The sequence below is a fragment of the Mycobacterium sp. genome (genome assembly GCF_965229105.1).
GTDB lineage: Bacteria > Actinomycetota > Actinomycetes > Mycobacteriales > Mycobacteriaceae > Mycobacterium.
Genome location: NZ_OZ245858.1, coordinates 4,877,151 through 4,893,728, shown reverse-complemented (window position 1 = coordinate 4,893,728; position 16,578 = coordinate 4,877,151). Strand labels below are relative to the sequence as shown.

General features: G+C 64.3%; 9 protein-coding genes. 8 read left to right on the top strand and 1 reads right to left on the bottom strand.

The annotated features are described in order from the left end of the window. Nucleotides 1–3: 3 nt before the first annotated feature. Nucleotides 4–7,188: a non-ribosomal peptide synthetase gene (locus tag ADBZ9O_RS22905; protein WP_526525212.1), complete on the bottom strand. Its 7,185-nt coding sequence runs from the start codon at nt 7,186–7,188 to the stop codon at nt 4–6. Nucleotides 7,189–7,648: 460 nt separating this feature from the next. On the opposite strand from ADBZ9O_RS22905, the gene ADBZ9O_RS22900 reads away from it, so the two are divergent. From ADBZ9O_RS22900 to frr, 8 genes are all read left to right on the top strand, one after another. Then, on the top strand, nt 7,649–8,818 hold the full coding sequence (locus ADBZ9O_RS22900) for an ABC transporter permease (protein ID WP_526525210.1): 1,170 nt from the start codon (nt 7,649–7,651) through the stop codon (nt 8,816–8,818). Then, a complete protein-coding gene (locus tag ADBZ9O_RS22895; RefSeq protein ID WP_526525209.1) occupies nt 8,818–9,384 on the top strand; it encodes an FtsX-like permease family protein in 567 nt (188 codons plus the stop codon). The genes ADBZ9O_RS22900 and ADBZ9O_RS22895 overlap by 1 nt, the downstream gene beginning before the upstream one ends. Nucleotides 9,385–9,390: 6 nt before the next feature. Next, nucleotides 9,391–10,137 carry an ABC transporter ATP-binding protein gene (locus ADBZ9O_RS22890; protein WP_526525208.1) on the top strand — a complete coding sequence of 249 codons (747 nt, stop codon included), beginning with the start codon at nt 9,391–9,393 and terminating at the stop codon, nt 10,135–10,137. Nucleotides 10,138–10,203: 66 nt separating this feature from the next. Further along, on the top strand, nt 10,204–11,712 hold the full coding sequence (locus ADBZ9O_RS22885) for an amino acid permease (RefSeq protein ID WP_526525205.1): 1,509 nt from the start codon (nt 10,204–10,206) through the stop codon (nt 11,710–11,712). A gap of 5 nt (nt 11,713–11,717) precedes the next feature. Beyond that, nucleotides 11,718–13,733: a primary-amine oxidase gene (locus tag ADBZ9O_RS22880; protein ID WP_526525204.1), complete on the top strand. Its 2,016-nt coding sequence runs from the start codon at nt 11,718–11,720 to the stop codon at nt 13,731–13,733. 82 nt (nt 13,734–13,815) lie between these two features. Continuing rightward, nucleotides 13,816–15,123, top strand: a complete 1,308-nt coding sequence (locus ADBZ9O_RS22875) for a DUF1254 domain-containing protein (protein WP_526525203.1) — start codon at nt 13,816–13,818, stop codon at nt 15,121–15,123. Nucleotides 15,124–15,200: 77 nt separating this feature from the next. Continuing rightward, nucleotides 15,201–15,944 (top strand): UMP kinase, encoded by a 744-nt coding sequence (gene pyrH, locus ADBZ9O_RS22870; protein ID WP_526525202.1) that lies wholly within the window; start codon nt 15,201–15,203, stop codon nt 15,942–15,944. A gap of 45 nt (nt 15,945–15,989) precedes the next feature. Continuing rightward, complete coding sequence (gene frr / locus ADBZ9O_RS22865) at nt 15,990–16,547, top strand: ribosome recycling factor (RefSeq protein WP_526525201.1); 558 nt, start codon at nt 15,990–15,992, stop codon at nt 16,545–16,547. The last annotated feature ends 31 nt before the right edge of the window (nt 16,548–16,578 follow it).

Genomic DNA, 16,578 nt, shown 5'->3' with positions numbered 1-16,578 from the left:
CTCCTACAGATTGACGCGTTGGCGCGCACAGTTATTGACGAGGTGGGGAACCAGAGCCTCGACATGTGGGTGGGACATCATCGTCAGGTGGTCGCCGGGAACGTCGATCACGTCGAGCCGGCCGCCGACCAACGCGCCCCACCCGTTGGTGGGTCCGCCGTAATCGGATCCGACGATATCGTGGGCGGAGCGCAGCACTTCTGGCAGCGGATCGATGGCCTTCAGTAGCGTGACGTCGAGATCGCATCGTTGGGGTTGGTAGAGCGCGGCGGCCCGCCACGACGTCCGGAACACCTCCAGTAACCGTCGGACGAGTTCCCGCGACCCGGTGCGGGGGAGCACCCCGTGCTCGACGGCCGTGGCCAGGATGTAGTCGAGAGCGGCGTCGTCGTCACCGATATCGGCAGGCACCGGGTCGACCGGGGTGTCGGCGCCGAGCATGCCGTACAACAACTCCCAGAGGAAGTACGAGTGCAGCTGGGTCGGTGGAAGTTCGGCGCGGGCGCCGGCGCGCACCGTCATGGTGTCGAGCAAGGTCAGCGACCCGACCTCGGCGCCGCTCTCGGTGAGCTGACGGGCCATCTCGAACGCGACGAGTCCGCCAAGTGACCAGCCGCCGAGATGGTAGGGGCCATCGGGTTGGACGCGCCGGATGGCCTCGACGTAGTCCCGGGCCATCTGCGGCAGGGAATCAGTTGCAGTGGTGCCGGCTTCGACACCCGCGGCCGCAAGCGCATACAGCGGCTGGCCGGCAGGCAGCGCCCTGGCCAGCGCGGCGTAACACAGCACGTTGCCGCCGATCGGGTGGACCAGAAACAGGGCCGGTGTGGCGCCGCTCGGTGTCAGTGCGACCAACGGGTCGAAGGCCGCGCCGGTACGGTGACGCACCCGCGAAGCGAGGTCGGCCACCGTCGGGTTGGCGCTGAAAGCCGATATCGGAACGGTGATTCCGTACCGCTGCTCGATCCCGACGATCAGACGAACCGCGGACAGTGAGGTGCCGCCGAGTGCATAGAATTCGTCGAGCACACCAACCCGGGCCACCCCGAGTGCGTCGGACATCAGTGCGGCAATCACTTCTTCGTGCCCATCGCGCGGTGCCAGATATGTGACGTCGCGGATGGGGAGCGCCAAACTGGCGAGCATTCCGTCGGCGCGCTTACCGCTGGAGGTCCGCGGTAGTGCATCGATCCACTCGAATCGGGCAGGCACCAGGTAGTCGGGCAGCGTTTCACGCATCGCGGTGTCAAGCTGGACGGCGACCGTATCGTCGGCGGTACCCACCAGGTACGCCACCAGCTGAGTTGCCGCACTGGAGGTGTCGCTACCTGTCCTGGCGATGACCGCAACCTCGGTGACGGCGTCGTATGGTGCCGCCACGCGGTTCAGCGCGACCTCGACCTCCATCGGTTCGACACGATGGCCCCGCACCTTGACCTGGGTCCCGCTGCGGCCATCGATGACCAGAGCACCGTCAGGTAGGAGGCGACCGAAATCGCGTGTGCGGTAATAGAGTTCGTTTCCGAGGCCTGGGACGTGGCGGAATACCTCGGCGGTCATGGCATCCTCGCCGGAATAACCGTCGGCCAGCGCGGCCCCCGCCACCCAGACCTCGCCAGGGGCGCCTTCGGGGAGGCGACGTCCGTGCGCGTCCAAGACGACGACGGTGACGTTGTCGATCGGTACCCCCACCGGCGGCAGTGCCGGGAACCGAGCCGGATCACCGGACATCGAGAAATGGGTGACCACATGGGTTTCGGTGGGGCCGTATTGGTTTTCGAGGATGACCCCGTCGATGTCAGAGCAGAGGCCGCGGATCTTGTCGGTGACCCGTAACTGCTCACCAGAGGAAACGATGATCCGTAACCCGGCGGGGGCGACCCCACGGGCCACCGCCAGTTCGGCCAGCGGTTCCAGCGCCACGTACGGCAGGAACACTCGCTCGGTCCGGGTGTCATCGAGGATGCGCAACAGTGTCGGCAGGTCACGGCGATCCGGCTCGGACACCAGTACCAGTCGGCCGCCACCGCACAAGGTCGAGTAGATCTCCTGGAATGAGACGTCGAAGGCCAGCGGGGCGAACTGCAGCGTCGACGGCGCCCGACCGGCCTCGGAGCACCATCCGCTGGGCGTGGCCAACTGCCAGCCGATCAGGTTGGCCAATGCGCGGTGGCGCATCACCACCGCCTTGGGTTGCCCCGTGGAACCGGAGGTGAACAACACATAGGCCGGATGCTCCTGCGTCACGACGGGCAGAGCCACCCGGGGCGGTGTAGCGAGCAACTCCGGCAGCGTGTCATCGCTGATCGCCACGGCCGCTGCGGCGTTGGCGTGCATGGCCGCGCGGCGGGCGGCCGGGTAGGTGGGATCGATCGGCACACATGCCGCACCGCAGCGGGCGATGCCGAGCACAGCGGCGATCAGTTCCGGGCCGCGATCGGCTTCCAGCGCCACCCGGTCGCCCGGGTGCACACCGCGTTCGAGCAGGCCAGCGGCGATACTGGCGGACATTTCCTCCAGTTGACGGTAAGTCACCGTGCGCGTGCCGAATTCGAGGGCGACCGATTCTGCGTTGCGACGGACCTGATCGAGGAACAATGCAACGACGCCGACAGCGTCCGTCGCATCCGCTGCGACCAACGGTGGCGTGAGCACACTGAAATCGACCGCCCCGTCGGGATCGGAGCAGAGGAGCTCCAGCACCCGTAGGTAGGTGCCTGCGATGTGGCGGAGTTGATCGTCGGTATAGATCGCCGGATCACCGTCGAGTCGCAGGTGCACGGCGCCGTTGCGCGGATCGCGCGAAATAGTCACCAGCAAAGCGAAATTGGTTTCTTCATTGATCTCGACATCGAGCAGGTCGATTCCCAGAGCCTGCACCAGTGTGCTCGCCTGCTGGAAGTTGACGTAGTTGAATGCCACATCGAGGGCCAGATCGCTATCGCACTGGATATCGGCGACCGGGTAGTGGGCGTGCGCTGCACCGGCCCGTTCCTGTCCGAACGCGGCGTGCACCACCGAACGCCACGTCAGCTCCGCGGTATCCACCCGGACCGGGACGGTGTTGAGGAAAAGGCCCGCGGTGCGCTCGGCATGGGCCCGTTGCGGCCTGCCGTGCACGATGACACCGGAGGTGACATCGGACTGTCCGGTGGACAAGCCCAGGGTCAACAGGTGCGCCGCCAGGTAGACGGATTTGACGGGAACATGCTCGGCGGCGGCGATCCGCGTGGTGTCGGCGCCGAGTTGTTCCGGCATCGTCACACTGCATCGCAGGCGCGTGTTCGGCGGAGGATCTGAGCGCTCAACGCAGTGCCGCCACCCCGGGATGCGGATCGCCGCGGCGCCGTCGAGGAGTCCGGTCCAGTAGGCGCGATCGGTCGGTGTACTGAGGGAAACGTGCTCGGCACGAACGTATTCGGCGAAGGACGGCAGGGCTGTCGGTGCCACCGCATCCACGGCTGCCCCCGCCAGGTGCCGATAATCCTGCAGCAGTTCGGCGAGAATGGCCGAGACGCTCCAGCCGTCCAGAATCGCGTGGTGGAAGGCGAACACCACATCGACGTGGTCCGGAAAGAGGAAGACACCAAAATGGTGCAGTCCCGGCTGCGTCAGTCGGTAACGATACCGCGTCCAACGCTGAACATGGCCGCGCACAGTCGCTTCCGCATCCGCGTGGTCGGTGCGACGCAGATCGACTACTGATATGGGTGCCTCGATCTGGCGATGTACCACCTGCAGCGGCTCGGTGAAACCGGTCAGGTGAAACGATGTCCGCAATGCCGGGTGGCGGGCGATCAGCGACGCCAGCGCGGTGCGCCAATGCCCCTCATGCCACGGCATCCGCAGGCTGTAGCGGAACACATCGTGATACGCCGTCGAATCCGTGTGTTCGTTGCCGTGAAAGAGCATGCCCAGTTGCAGCCGGGTCAGCGGATAGGCGTCGGCCATCTGCGTCAATCTGGCCCGGTCGATACCGGTGACGAGTTCGAACGGTTCGACCGGTGGTGCGGGGTCCGAGCCCATCGTGGTGTGTGCGGCGAGTTCGGCCACTGTGGGATAGAGCGAGATATCGCGGGTGTCCAACAGCAGTCCGCGCTCCTCGGCCAGCGCCCGGACACGCAACGTCAGAATCGAGTCACCGCCGAGGTCGAAGAAGTTGTCGTGCATCGACACCGACCCGACGTCGAGGACTTCCCGCCATACTGCGGCCAGCGCTGCCTCCACGTCGGTGCGTGCTGCGGTCTGAGTGGTCTCGGGCGCCGCCTGCCGCAGTGCCATCAACGCCGAACGGTCAGCCTTGCCACTGGAGGTCAGGGGAATCGACGTCACCGGCCAGAACTGTGCTGGAATCATGAAATCCGGCAGTCGCTCGGCCAACCGGGCCCGAAGGACGTTCGGGTGCACGTCTTTCGACCCCACATCTTTTGAAACCACATAGAACGCCACCAGGTACGTGCCCCGCCCTGGTGTTTCATCGGCCATCACCATCGCGTCGGCAACGCCGGGAACTCCGGCGATGGCATCTTCGATTTCACCCGGTTCGACGCGGTTACCCCGGATCTTGACCTGGCGGTCGATCCGGCCCAAGTACTCGAGCTGACCGTCGGCCAGACGCCGGGCCAGGTCGCCGGTCCGGTACATCCGCTCACCCGGATGGAACGGGTCAGGGACGAAGTGCTTGGTGTCCAGGTCGGGCCGGTTCAGGTAACCGCGGGCCAGTCCGGCTCCGGCGATGCACAGCTCACCGCCGACGCCGACGGGTTGTGGTTGCGCCGCCGATCCGAGCACATAGAGCCGGGTGTTGTCGATCGGGCGCCCGATCGGGATGCGCTGCGGTGGCGACTGCGGGTCAGTCGGGCAGTCGAACCACGAGACGTCGACGGTCGCCTCTGTGGGCCCGTAGAGATTCACCAGTTGGGGGCCGGCTACGTCTGAACCGAAGAACACCCGGTTCCAGCGCTGCACCTGACTGGGGCGGAGGGCCTCACCGCTGCAGAAGACGAGTCGCAGGGTCCGCACCTGTCGGACAGCATCCGGCGAGCTCTCCAGCAGATCGAGGAACGGGGTCAGCATCGACGGCACAAAATGCATGACGGTGACTCCCGCGGCGGCGACGGCGCGCAGGATCTCCCGTGGATCTTTCTCGGCACCAGGAGCCAACATCGCGGCCGAGGCACCCTGCATCGCCCACCAGAACAGTTCCCATACCGACACGTCGAAAGAGATCGACGTCTTCTGCAGGATGACGTCCCCTGGGCCGATCGGGTAGCGCCGCTGCATCCAGTCCAACCGATTGAGCACCGAATGATGCTCGACGCAGACCCCTTTGGGCGCTCCGGTGGAACCGGAGGTGTAGATGACGTAGGCAAGGTCGCGCCCGGTCGGCAAGGGCCAGGACCGCGGGGCGCTGCTCGCAGCAGTGCCGGGGGAGACCACGGGGATACCGGCCGGGGCGCGTACGTCGGCACGGTCGGTGAGCACGACCGTGGCGCCGCTGTCGTGCAGCACGTAGCCCATCCGCTCGGCAGGATGTCGCGGGTCGATGGGGACATAGGCGGCGCCGGCATGCAGCGCCGCGAGCACGGCGACCACCACATCAGGCCCGCGGTCGAGGATCACTGCGACGCGGTCACCGGTGGCTACGCCGTGATCGCGCAGTGTGGCGGCGAGTTCGGTGGCCCGCGCGGACAGTTCGGCGTAGGTCAGGCTCGCCCCGTCCTCGGTTCCGCCCACGGCGATCGCGTCCGGTGTCGCGGCAGCCTGCGTCATGATCCGATCGATCACGGTGGCGGTGGTGTCATAGCGCGTCTCGGTGCTGCGCTCGCGGTCGGTCAGCGTGGCGTGCTCCTGCGCTGACAGCATGGACAGCGTTCGGGGGTCGGCGTCGAGCGCGTCGAGGCCGGCATACAACAGTGACTTCAGATGACGCTCAACCGATTCGATCGGATAGTCGGCGTCGAAGACATCGGTGGCGTAGTCGAAGATCAACTCCATCGGGCCGTCGGTGTCGAGCTCGTGGATGTGTACCGCGAGCGTCAGGACATCAGAGCCCTGCGGCAGCCCTTCGACGCTTTCCACGATGTCGGAGAGCCCGCCGGCCTGGGGCAACCGGAGGTAGTTGACGGTGACATCGAAGAGCGGCCCCGGGTTGCGGCCGTCGCGCCGCAGCTCGCCCATCAGATCACCGAGGGCGAATCGCTGCCGGGACTTGGTGTTCTGCACGCGCTTCTGCACATCGGCGACCAGGTCCGCCAGGGGAGACTGCGAGCGCAGGTCGATCCGCAAGGGCAGGGTGTTCGCGAAATGCCCGCCGACAGTGCCCAACTCCGCGGGAGTGTTGCGGTTGTTCAGGGGAATGCCGACCGTGACATCGTCGCTGCGCAGGACACCGCTGAGGTAGGTGCCGACGATGCTGCAGAAGTACGGGAAGAAGGGCAGGCCGAGGGCACGCACCCGGTTGGCGAACTCCCGCGGCAGTTCACAGACGTAGCGCTGTACGGGTGCCAGCGCCATCCCCGGCCGGTCGAACAGCGCGGGCACGGCGTCGCGGGCCTGGTCCACCAGAAAGTCCCTGTCATCGCGCCACTGCGCGGATTGGCGGTAGGCATGAGCACTGTCGACCGCATCGCGGAAGGACGACGGGGGCAGTGCCGCCGGTGCGCCGGTGGCCATGACGGTGCTGTAGTCGGCAAGGACATAGGCGGCGAGGGTGAACAACCCGGTCGCGTCGGTCGCGACGTGATGGGAACGCAGCAGCACCGAATACGCCTGTGGGCTTTCGCGCAGCAGGATCAGCTGCAGCGGGACCTCGCCCTGGCGAAGGTCGATGGGGGTGCCCATCTCGGCACGGATGACGGCCTGTGCCGCGGCGCCCGGATCCGGCTGCGCTGACAGGTCGCGATGATCGATCGGTGGCATGTGCTGCGCCCACTCTTGATACGGCACCCCGTCATCGACGCCGAAGCACACGCGCATCGCGTCATGGCTTTGCCAGGCACGCTCGTAGCACTGCGTGAGGGTCTCGATATCGATATCGCCGACGAGGTGGGCCTGCAGACCCGATACGTAACACGTCACACCGGGGAAGAGCTCGGTAACCATCCACAGGTCACGCTGATACGGCGTCAGCGGACGTCGCCACGGCGCGGCCCCCGCGTTATCGGAACAATTGTCGGCGGTATTCACGGTCGGTCCTGCACCCCTTCGTCGGATCCGGACCGCACCGAACGGAGTCGGTGCAGCCCCCGGGGATGCTAAATCGACGCGCACGGAAATAGTGGGCTACCTATCCGGCATCCGCGCAGGTATCGGGCATCACAGCGGCTGCGGCCACCATCGGCGGTCCAGCACCGGCGGCGCGGAATCCCGTTTTTTGACGGTTGTGCACGGAATCCGCAGCCTATCTATCGACAGGAAATAAGTTCGCCATCGCAATGCCAAAGGAGGACACGCTGCTCAAACCCGATGTCGAAGCGAAAGCTGGACCCCTGTCACCGCTGCTGACGTGGGTCGACCAGGGCTGATCCGACGACGAAATCCGTTGTGTCCGCGATACACCGACGTAACCGCAACGGGTCCGAGTTAACGTGACGGACATTGCAGGCTCTAACCGGCGAAACAACTCGATCCGAACATCGCTCTTGATATGGAGACCTCAGCGACTACAGCGACATCACCGCGGCCGTCGGCGATCGAACTCAGTACCGGGAACACCTTCATGTGTCTGGTGCGGTTCGCATTCGCCAATATCCGGCGGCGCCCTGAACGATTCGTGCTGTCCGTCCTCGGCATCGCGTTGGCCCTGGCCTGTGTCACCGTGGTCCGCACCATCTCGGCGAGTTTCGCTATCACCGGGGCCGATTCGGTGACCGACGTACTGGGTGAGGCACAGCTGTGGGCGGTCCCGGCTGCCGGCGTGCACTTCGACCAGGGTTCCCAAGCGCTTATCGCCGACGGCGCTGCACCTGACATCACGATTCCCGACGGCTGGCGCGGTGTTCGCACGGTCTCCGGGGTGACCCAGGTCAACGGCAACGCGGTGTCGTTGCGAGGAAATGACGAAATAGCCTCGGGCCAAGTGGTTCTCGGATCCGGTCTGGCGCAGCGACTCAATGTCAACGCCGGTGACGCCATCACGATCGGCGGACAGCGGGTGACCGTCGCTGTCGATGGCAGCGGGCAGTCCGCCACCGTGTCCTCTGCGCTGGCGCAGTCGGTGGTCGGCGACAAGGGGTGGTGGACCATCTATGCGCCTGCCGGTGAGGAGAAGCGCCGCGATATCGCCTCGGTCTTCGGTACGGCCGTCGGCCTGCCGTCGACGGCGGATCCCTCGGTTCTACCGGCGGCCGATGGGCCGGGACTGATCTACGACACCGTTGGCGGCTCAGGGCCGTTGACCTTCGACCAGAAGTTCTCGGCGCTGTTCTCCGGCAAGGTGACCAGTTCGACGCTCGGGTTGATCTCGACGATCGGCCTCGTACTCGGGTTCATCATCGCGGTGTCATCGTTCCTGGCCGCGGTGCAGGAACGGAAACGGGAGTTCGGCATCATGTCGAGCATCGGGCTCGCCGACGAAGTCCTGTACTTCTTCCTCGTCGAATCGTTCATCGTGTTCATTGCCGCGTATGTGATCGGCGTGCTGGGCGCGGGAATCGCTGTGGCCCTGGTGATTCCGGGTATTGCGACGCCGACGGCCTGGTTGCAGGCCTGCGGCATGGTCCTGGCTTTCGTGCCGGCGATGGCCATTGTCGGTGCCCTGGTTCCTGTTCACCGGCTGCTGCAGCAGCGCCCCGTAGATCTGCTGGGAGACCGCTGATGATCCGTTACGGACTGTCCTATGGCTATATGTCTGCGCGCAGGCGGATCAAGGAGATGATCCTGCCCATCGTGACCACGGCGACCGGTGCCTTCCTGGTCGTTCTCGTCTTCGGGATGTCCGCGGGTATCCAGGCGCAATCGGCCACACTTGGTCACGCCGAGGAGATCAACCGCGCGGTGATTCTCATCTCGGTGACCGTACTGCTGGTCGGTGTCGTCGAGGTCGCGGTCGCAACCACGCGGACCGTTGCCCACCGAACGCGTGAGCTCGGTGTGCTCGGCGCCAACGGCGTGCCCCGCAAACCGGTGGTCACCGCCCTGCTCGTAGAACCCGTCGTCGCCGCAGTCCTCGGCGCGGTGGCGGGTGCGGTGTTGGCAGTTATCAGCGGAATGGCTTTAGGCGCAGCAGGATTCGCGCCGACCGGGGTATCGTATGGCGGCCTGGCATTCGGTTCCGTCATCGCGATCGGCGTCAGCGTCGTTGCCGCGGTCGCCACCAGCATCGTGCCCACCTGGAACGCGGCGTCGCGTCCACCCATCCGATCCCTATCCAGCGGAGGCTAGAAACACATGACCGCGATAAACGACACCACGGAGACCACGTCAGTAGCCCCGGCTGCGGCAGCACCGTTGGAACTGTCGAAGACGCCCGTCATCGAGATCAGTGACGTCTGGAAGCTACACAAACTCGGCGATGAAGTGGTCAAGGCCCTCATCTCGGTGGATTTGACGGTGCTGCCCGGGGAGTTCGTCTGCCTGATGGGCCCCAGCGGTAGCGGTAAGTCGACTCTGCTCAACATGATCGGCGGCCTCGACCGGCCCACGAAGGGTTCGATCATCGTCGCCGGTCGCGACACCGGCAAGCTGACCGAGAGCCAGTTCGCGGCCCTGCGGCATGAGACGGTCGGCTTCATCTTCCAGAGCTACAACCTGATCCCGTTCCTGTCTGCGGTCGAAAACGTCGAATTACCACTGATGTTCGAACCCTACGACCGGAAATCCCTGCGGAAGCGCGCGTTGGAACTCCTCGACCTCGTCGGGCTCAGCCACCGAGTGGATCACCAGCCGACCAAGATGTCGGGCGGCGAGCAGCAGCGCACGGCGATCGCGCGCTCGCTGATCAGCAATCCGACGCTCGTCCTCGCCGACGAGCCGACAGCCAATCTCGATCACCGGACTGGGGAAACGGTGGTCCGAATGTTGCGCGACCTGGGTACGACGCTCGGCGTCACAGTGGTCGCCAGCACCCATGATCCCACGGTGGCCGACGAAGCGAGCCGTGTTGTCCGGATGAAAGATGGACAGATCATCAATTGATCAAGCCGGAAATCTAACTGATCCAACGGGATTCACCTGCCTTATCGGGATTGGGAGTAACAACGTATGACCCAAGATCTCGAGGCTTCGGCCTCGGCTCATCGCGACAAGCTTCTAACAACTGAGCTTGTCCCTGAACAAATCCTGCCCAAGGTCATGACCACCTTCGGGCTGGTGGCCACTTACGTGTTCATCATCTGTTGGATCACCGGCTCGTCGGTGATCGCAACGGGTGGCTGGACCGCCATCCCGATGTGGATCCTCGGTATCCTCACCTTCCTCGTGCCGGCCGGTATGGCCGTCGCCGAACTTGGCAATCTGTGGCCAGGTCAAGGCGGCGTGTACATCTGGGCGACCCGCACCATGGGTGAGACCTGGGGCTTCATCGGTGGCTATCTGTCGTGGATCCCGGTGATCCTCAACGCCGCTTCATCGCCCGCGGTGGTGGTCCAGTTCTTGCTGCTGGCCTTCCATGCAGAGCTCGGTCTGACCGTCAGCATCATCCTGCAGCTCGTGATCCTCTGGGCTGTCATCGGTTTGGCGTTGGCGAAACTTGCTGCCAACCAGCGCGTGATGAACACGGTATTTATCATCTACGGCGTTCTGACCGCGGTCATCTTCGTCTCGGGCGTCGTCTACGCGATCAGGAACGGTTCGGCGACCCCGTTCTCGATGCACGACGTGATGGTGCCTGACTTCGCCGGAGCGGGCTTCCTGTACGGCACTGTGCTGCTGTATCTGCTCGGTGTGGAGACCCCCTACAACATGGGCGCAGAGTTCCTTTCGGTGCGCAAGTCAGGGCCGAAGATGGTCATCTGGGGCTCGGTGGCTCTGGTGGTCATCTACCTGATGACCACGGTGGGCACGATGTTCGCGTTGCCCAGTGACCAGATCGACCCGGTCACCGGTGTCATCGGCATGCTCGGCGTTGCCGCCCCCAAGGGTGTGATGGAAGTCGCGGCCGTGGTGTTGGCCGGGATCATCTTCGTCGCCCTGGTCGCCTACCAGATCGCGTACTCACGGCTGATCTTCGTTTCCGGTCTGGAGCGGCACCTGCCGCGAATCTTCACCCACCTCAACCCGCGTACCCGTAACCCGGTGACCGCGGTGTTGATTCAGGGTGTGCTCTCCTCGCTGATCCTGGTGGGGTTGTACTCGCAGAGCAGCATGGCCAACGTCACCATCTTCATCCAGGGTGGCCTGTCCACCGTCTGGCTGGTCTCGGGTGTGTTCTTCCTGTTCCCGGTCATCATCGCCCGCAAGAAGTACGCCGATCGCTATGCCAACGAGCAGTTCTGGCGTATTCCCGGCGGCAGTGTCGGGGTCTGGATCACCGTGATCGTCGGAACGATCGGCACCATCGGCGGCGTTTACTACTCCTTCGCCAAATCCTGGATTGCCGATGTGCCAGACAGTGAGTGGATGAAGTGGACCGGCGGTATCTCGCTGGGCATGATTGCCCTCGGCGTCATCGTGTACGTCTTCGGACGGCGTGCCGCGCACAAGACAAGCAGCGAAGACGCACTGGCCCACCTGGCCGTGCTCGATCTCACTAAGAAGAGCGAAGAGGTTTAGTTTCCATGACCATGGACAGCACGCTTGAACGGACATCCACCACCGGTGACGGTGTGGGATATCCGCTCGATCCGCTCTCCGGAGCCGAGATCGAAGCGGCGGCGCGGATTGTCACCGAGTCCGAATATGGCACTCCGACACTGAAATTCGTGATGATTCAGTTGGCGGAACCGGAAAAAACCCCGGAGTTGTCGTTCGTAGGGGTGGATGTCCCGCGTCGGGCGTTCGCCACCTGCTACGACGGCGCGGCCAAGATGATCTACGAGGCCATCGTTGACATCCCGGCCGGCGTCGTCGACTCCTGGAAGCCGATCCCCGGGCGGTTCCCGTCGTATCTGGTCGAGCACATGACCGGAGTCGAGGAGATCGTCCGGAACGACCCCAGGTGGCAGGAGGCGATGCGCAAACGCGGTGTCACCGACTTCGACCTGGCGATGATCGACCCGTGGCCGGCCGGTTACTACGGTGCGCAAGACCACCACGACGATTCACCATGGCTGTGTCGTCCGCTGACGTTCATGCGGGCGGCACCGTCCGAGCACGGGTACGCCCGGCCGGTCGAGGGCCTGATCGTCACGTTCAACCTTGACGCGATGGAGATCATCGATATCGAGGATTTCGGCGTGGTGCCGATACCGCCCAAGGCAGGCAACTACGACCCGAAGTTCATGTTCGATGAGGACAATCGGCCGGCGTTCACCGAGTTCCGTGATGGTGTCAAGCCGATCGAGATCACTCAGCCCGACGGGCCGAGCTTCAGCGTCGACGGCTGGAATGTGCAATGGCAGAAATGGTCTCTGCGGATCGGCTTCAACCCGCGCGAGGGCGTCACCATCCACGAGGTGACCTACACCGACCGCGGTGAGACCCGGCCCATCCTGTACCGGGGATCGCTGTCGGAAATGGTGGTGCCCTACGGTGACACCTCACCGACGCACTGGAACAAGAACGTCTTCGACATGGGTGAAGTGGGGATGGGCTTCTCGGCCAACCCGCTGACCCTGGGTTGTGACTGTCTCGGCGAGATCTTCTACTTCGATGGCACGGTCAACGATTCCAGCGGCAATGCGGTGACCATCCCGAACGCGATCTGTATGCACGAGGAGGATTACGGGATCTCCTGGAAGCACACCGATTTCCGTACCGGTGAAGTCGAGGTCCGGCGCTCGCGGCGGCTGGTCGTCTCGATGATCTGCACCGTCGGCAACTACGAGTACGGCTTCTTCTGGTACTTCTACAACGATGCCTCGATCGAGGTGGAGGTCAAGCTCTCCGGCGTGCTCACCACGGGTGCGATCGAAGAAGGGGAGCTGCCCCGCTGGGGCAAGCTGGTGGCGCCGGGAATCTATGGTCCCAATCACCAGCACTTCTTCAACTTCCGCCTGGACATGAGCGTCGATGGCGCGAAAAACAGTGTGTACGAGGTGGATTCGATTCCGGAACCCGATCCGGAACTCAATCCTCATCGCAACGCCTGGATCACCAGGGACACGCTGGTCGCATCTGAGGCCGAGGGTGCCAGGGACTGGGACTGGAACACCGGCCGGTACTGGAAGGTGACCAACCCGTCCAAGGTGAACGAACTCGGCAGCCCGGTGGCCTACAAGCTGGTGCCGCGGGAGATCGTGCCGGTGATGGTGCAGGAAGGCTCCTACATCTATGACCGGGCCCAGTTCGTCCAGCACAACCTGTGGGTGACGAAGTTCGACAAGAGTGAGATGTATGCCGCGGGTGATTACATGGCCCAGTCGGCGGATGCGCAGGGCCTGCCGGAGTTCATCGCCGATGACGCTCCGCTGGAGGACACCGATGTGGTCCTCTGGTACACCCTGGGTGCCCACCACATCGTCCGGCCGGAGGACTGGCCGGTGATGCCGTGCGCATACGCGGGATTCCATCTGAAGCCGATTGGTTTCTTCGACGGAAACCCCGCACTCGATATCCCGCCGACACCGCCGAAGGCTTGCCACAGTGCGCATCACGCCGGTCTGCCGGTCGCAGAACGGGCACTGGAGTCGTAACCGGCTGAGCACGAAGTTCCACAGGTAACCTCTTCCGCAACCAGCCTTGAGCAGACAGGGCTAAGAGCGGAAGAGGTTGCTTGTGGGCACTCTGTCGGATGACCTGCGCACGCTCAGTCGCGAGGCCTTCATCTACTTCTATCCGTTGGTGATGATGGATGTCACCCGTCTGCAGGCAGTCAACTCACCCGCGGGTAGCAGGCCGGGAGCTGGGCCGCCGAACCGGTTTTCGCATTTGCGGGAGTTCCCGACCGCTGATTTCCGTGCCGTGGTGCGGCCGAACTTCGACACGCTCTACAGCAGTGCCTGGCTCGATCTCACCGCAGGGCCGGTCCGGTTGACCGCGGCCGATACCGACGATCGGTACTACATGCTGCCGTGTGTCGACATGTGGACCGATGTCTTCGCCAATCCGGGTAAACGCACCACCGGCACCGCGGCGGGCGACTGGGTAGTCGTCGGACCCGGCTACACCGGTGACCTGCCGGCAGGCCTGCCCGTCATCGCCGCCCCGACCCCGCACGTCTGGGTCATCGGCCGGACCCAGACCAACGGTATCGACGACTACCCGGCGGTGCACGAGGTGCAGAACGGTTACACCATCACCCCGCTTCGACCCGAAGCCGAGCACGTCATCGACGCGAGCTACGACGTCACAACCGAACCCCTCAAGACGGTCAACGGGATGACCGCGGTCGACTTCTTGCGCTACGCGGCCGATCTGTTGATGGTGAACCCACCGCATCCGACCGATTTCTCCCAATTGGCCCGCATCGCCCTTCTCGGCATCGAACCGGGGAAGCCGTTCGACGCCGGCCGATTCAGCGCCGACGAGCAGGCCGAGCTGGAGGCGGGTAAGAACGATGCACTCGCGGCGATGCTGTCATCCCTGGCCACCCTCGGCGACAGCGTCAACGGCTGGACCATCATGACCAGCAACATCGGCGTGTACGGCAACGCCTATTTCCAGCGCGCCGTGGTCACCCTGATCGGCCTTGGCGCCAACCCGCCCGAGGATGCCGTTTACCCGCTGCTGGCCGCCGATGCCGACGGCGATCCGATGACCGGCGACAACCACTACGTCATCCATTTCGCCGCCGATAATCTCCCGCCGGTCTACGCGTTCTGGTCGGTGACGATGTATGACGCCGAAGGCTTCCAGGTGGCCAACGAGATCAACCGCTTCGCGATCGGCGACCGGGACGCGCTCATCTACAACGCCGACGGGTCGCTGGACCTCTACCTGCAGCACAGCAACCCGGGGGCGCACCGAGTGTCGAACTGGTTACCGGCACCGCAGGGACCGCTCGGAGTGACGCTGCGGCTCTATGCGCCGCACCAATCGGTGCTCGACGGTCAGTGGGCGCCGCCGCGGGTACAGAAGGTCTAAAGCGCCTCACCCCGCACACACCCGGACGGCGGTGATGAGGCAGGATCGCTGTCAAACATTGTCGTCGGAGGAGGGTGATGGGGGAGTCGAGCAACATCCCGACCATTCAGAGTTCCCACGGGTACAACCGCGTCGTGCTCAAGCTCGGCGGCGAGATGTTCGGCGGCGGCCACGTGGGGCTTGACCCTGATGTGGTGGCGCTGGTCGCCCGGCAGATCGCCGAGGTGGTGCGCACCGGTGCGCAGATTGCCGTCGTCATCGGCGGAGGCAACTTCTTCCGCGGCGCTCAGCTACAACAGCGCGGGATGGAACGTACCCGCAGCGACTACATGGGCATGCTCGGCACCGTGATGAACAGCCTTGCGCTCCAAGACTTTCTGGAAAAAGAAGGTATTCAGACCCGGGTGCAGACCGCCATCACCATGGGGCAGGTCGCCGAGCCCTATATTCCGCTGCGGGCGCGACGGCACCTTGAGAAGGGCCGGGTGGTGATCTTCGGTGCCGGTATGGGGCTGCCCTACTTCTCGACGGACACCACCGCCGCGCAACGCGCATTGGAGATCGGCGCCGAAGTCGTGTTGATGGCGAAGGCGGTCGACGGGGTCTTCACCGCCGACCCGAGGACCCACCCCGAGGCCGAGCTGCTGACCGCGATCACCCACCGCGAGGTGCTTGAACGGGGCCTTCAGGTCGCCGATGCGACCGCCTTCAGTTTGTGTATGGACAACGGCATGCCGATCCTGGTCTTCAACCTTCTTACCGATGGGAATATCGCCCGGGCCGTCGCAGGTGAGAAGATCGGAACGCTGGTCACCACCTGACGGTGGGCCACCAGGACGAGTGCTAGTGATGGGAAGAGGAACACCGTGATCGACGAGGCTCTCTTCGAGGCCGAGGAGAAGATGGAAAAGGCCGTGTCGGTGGCACGTGACGATCTGTCGGGTATCCGCACCGGTAGAGCCAATCCGGGGATGTTCAACCGGATCGTCATCGACTACTACGGCTCTGCGACGCCTATCACCCAGCTCTCGAGCATCAACGTGCCCGAGGCGAGGATGGTTGTCATCAAGCCCTACGAACAGTCTCAGCTCGGGCCGATCGAGAACGCGATCCGTAACTCCGATCTCGGGGTGAACCCGAGCAACGACGGCAACATCATCCGCATCTCCGTCCCGCAGCTGACCGAGGAGCGCCGCCGCGAACTGGCCAAACAGGCCAGGAGCAAGGGCGAGGACGCCAAGATCACCGTGCGCAACATCCGCCGCAAGGCGATGGAAGAGCTGTCGCGGATCAAGAAGGACGGCGAGGCCGGCGAGGATGAGGTCGGCCGGGCGGAGAAGGATCTCGACAAGACGACGTCGCAATACGTGACCCAGATCGACGACCTGGTCAAACACAAGGAAGGCGAGTTGCTCGAGGTCTGAGGAATTTCGGCGAATCCACTTCGCTGTCCTT

Bases quoted from the DNA above. Each gene is read 5' to 3' on its own strand.
- ADBZ9O_RS22900 (WP_526525210.1), top strand. From the start codon at position 7,649: ATGGAGACCTCAGCGACTACAGCGACATCACCGCGGCCGTCGGCGATC.
- ADBZ9O_RS22895 (WP_526525209.1), top strand. From the start codon at position 8,818: ATGATCCGTTACGGACTGTCCTATGGCTATATGTCTGCGCGCAGGCGG.
- ADBZ9O_RS22890 (WP_526525208.1), top strand. From the start codon at position 9,391: ATGACCGCGATAAACGACACCACGGAGACCACGTCAGTAGCCCCGGCT.
- ADBZ9O_RS22885 (WP_526525205.1), top strand. From the start codon at position 10,204: ATGACCCAAGATCTCGAGGCTTCGGCCTCGGCTCATCGCGACAAGCTT.
- ADBZ9O_RS22880 (WP_526525204.1), top strand. From the start codon at position 11,718: ATGACCATGGACAGCACGCTTGAACGGACATCCACCACCGGTGACGGT.
- pyrH (WP_526525202.1), top strand. From the start codon at position 15,201: ATGGGGGAGTCGAGCAACATCCCGACCATTCAGAGTTCCCACGGGTAC.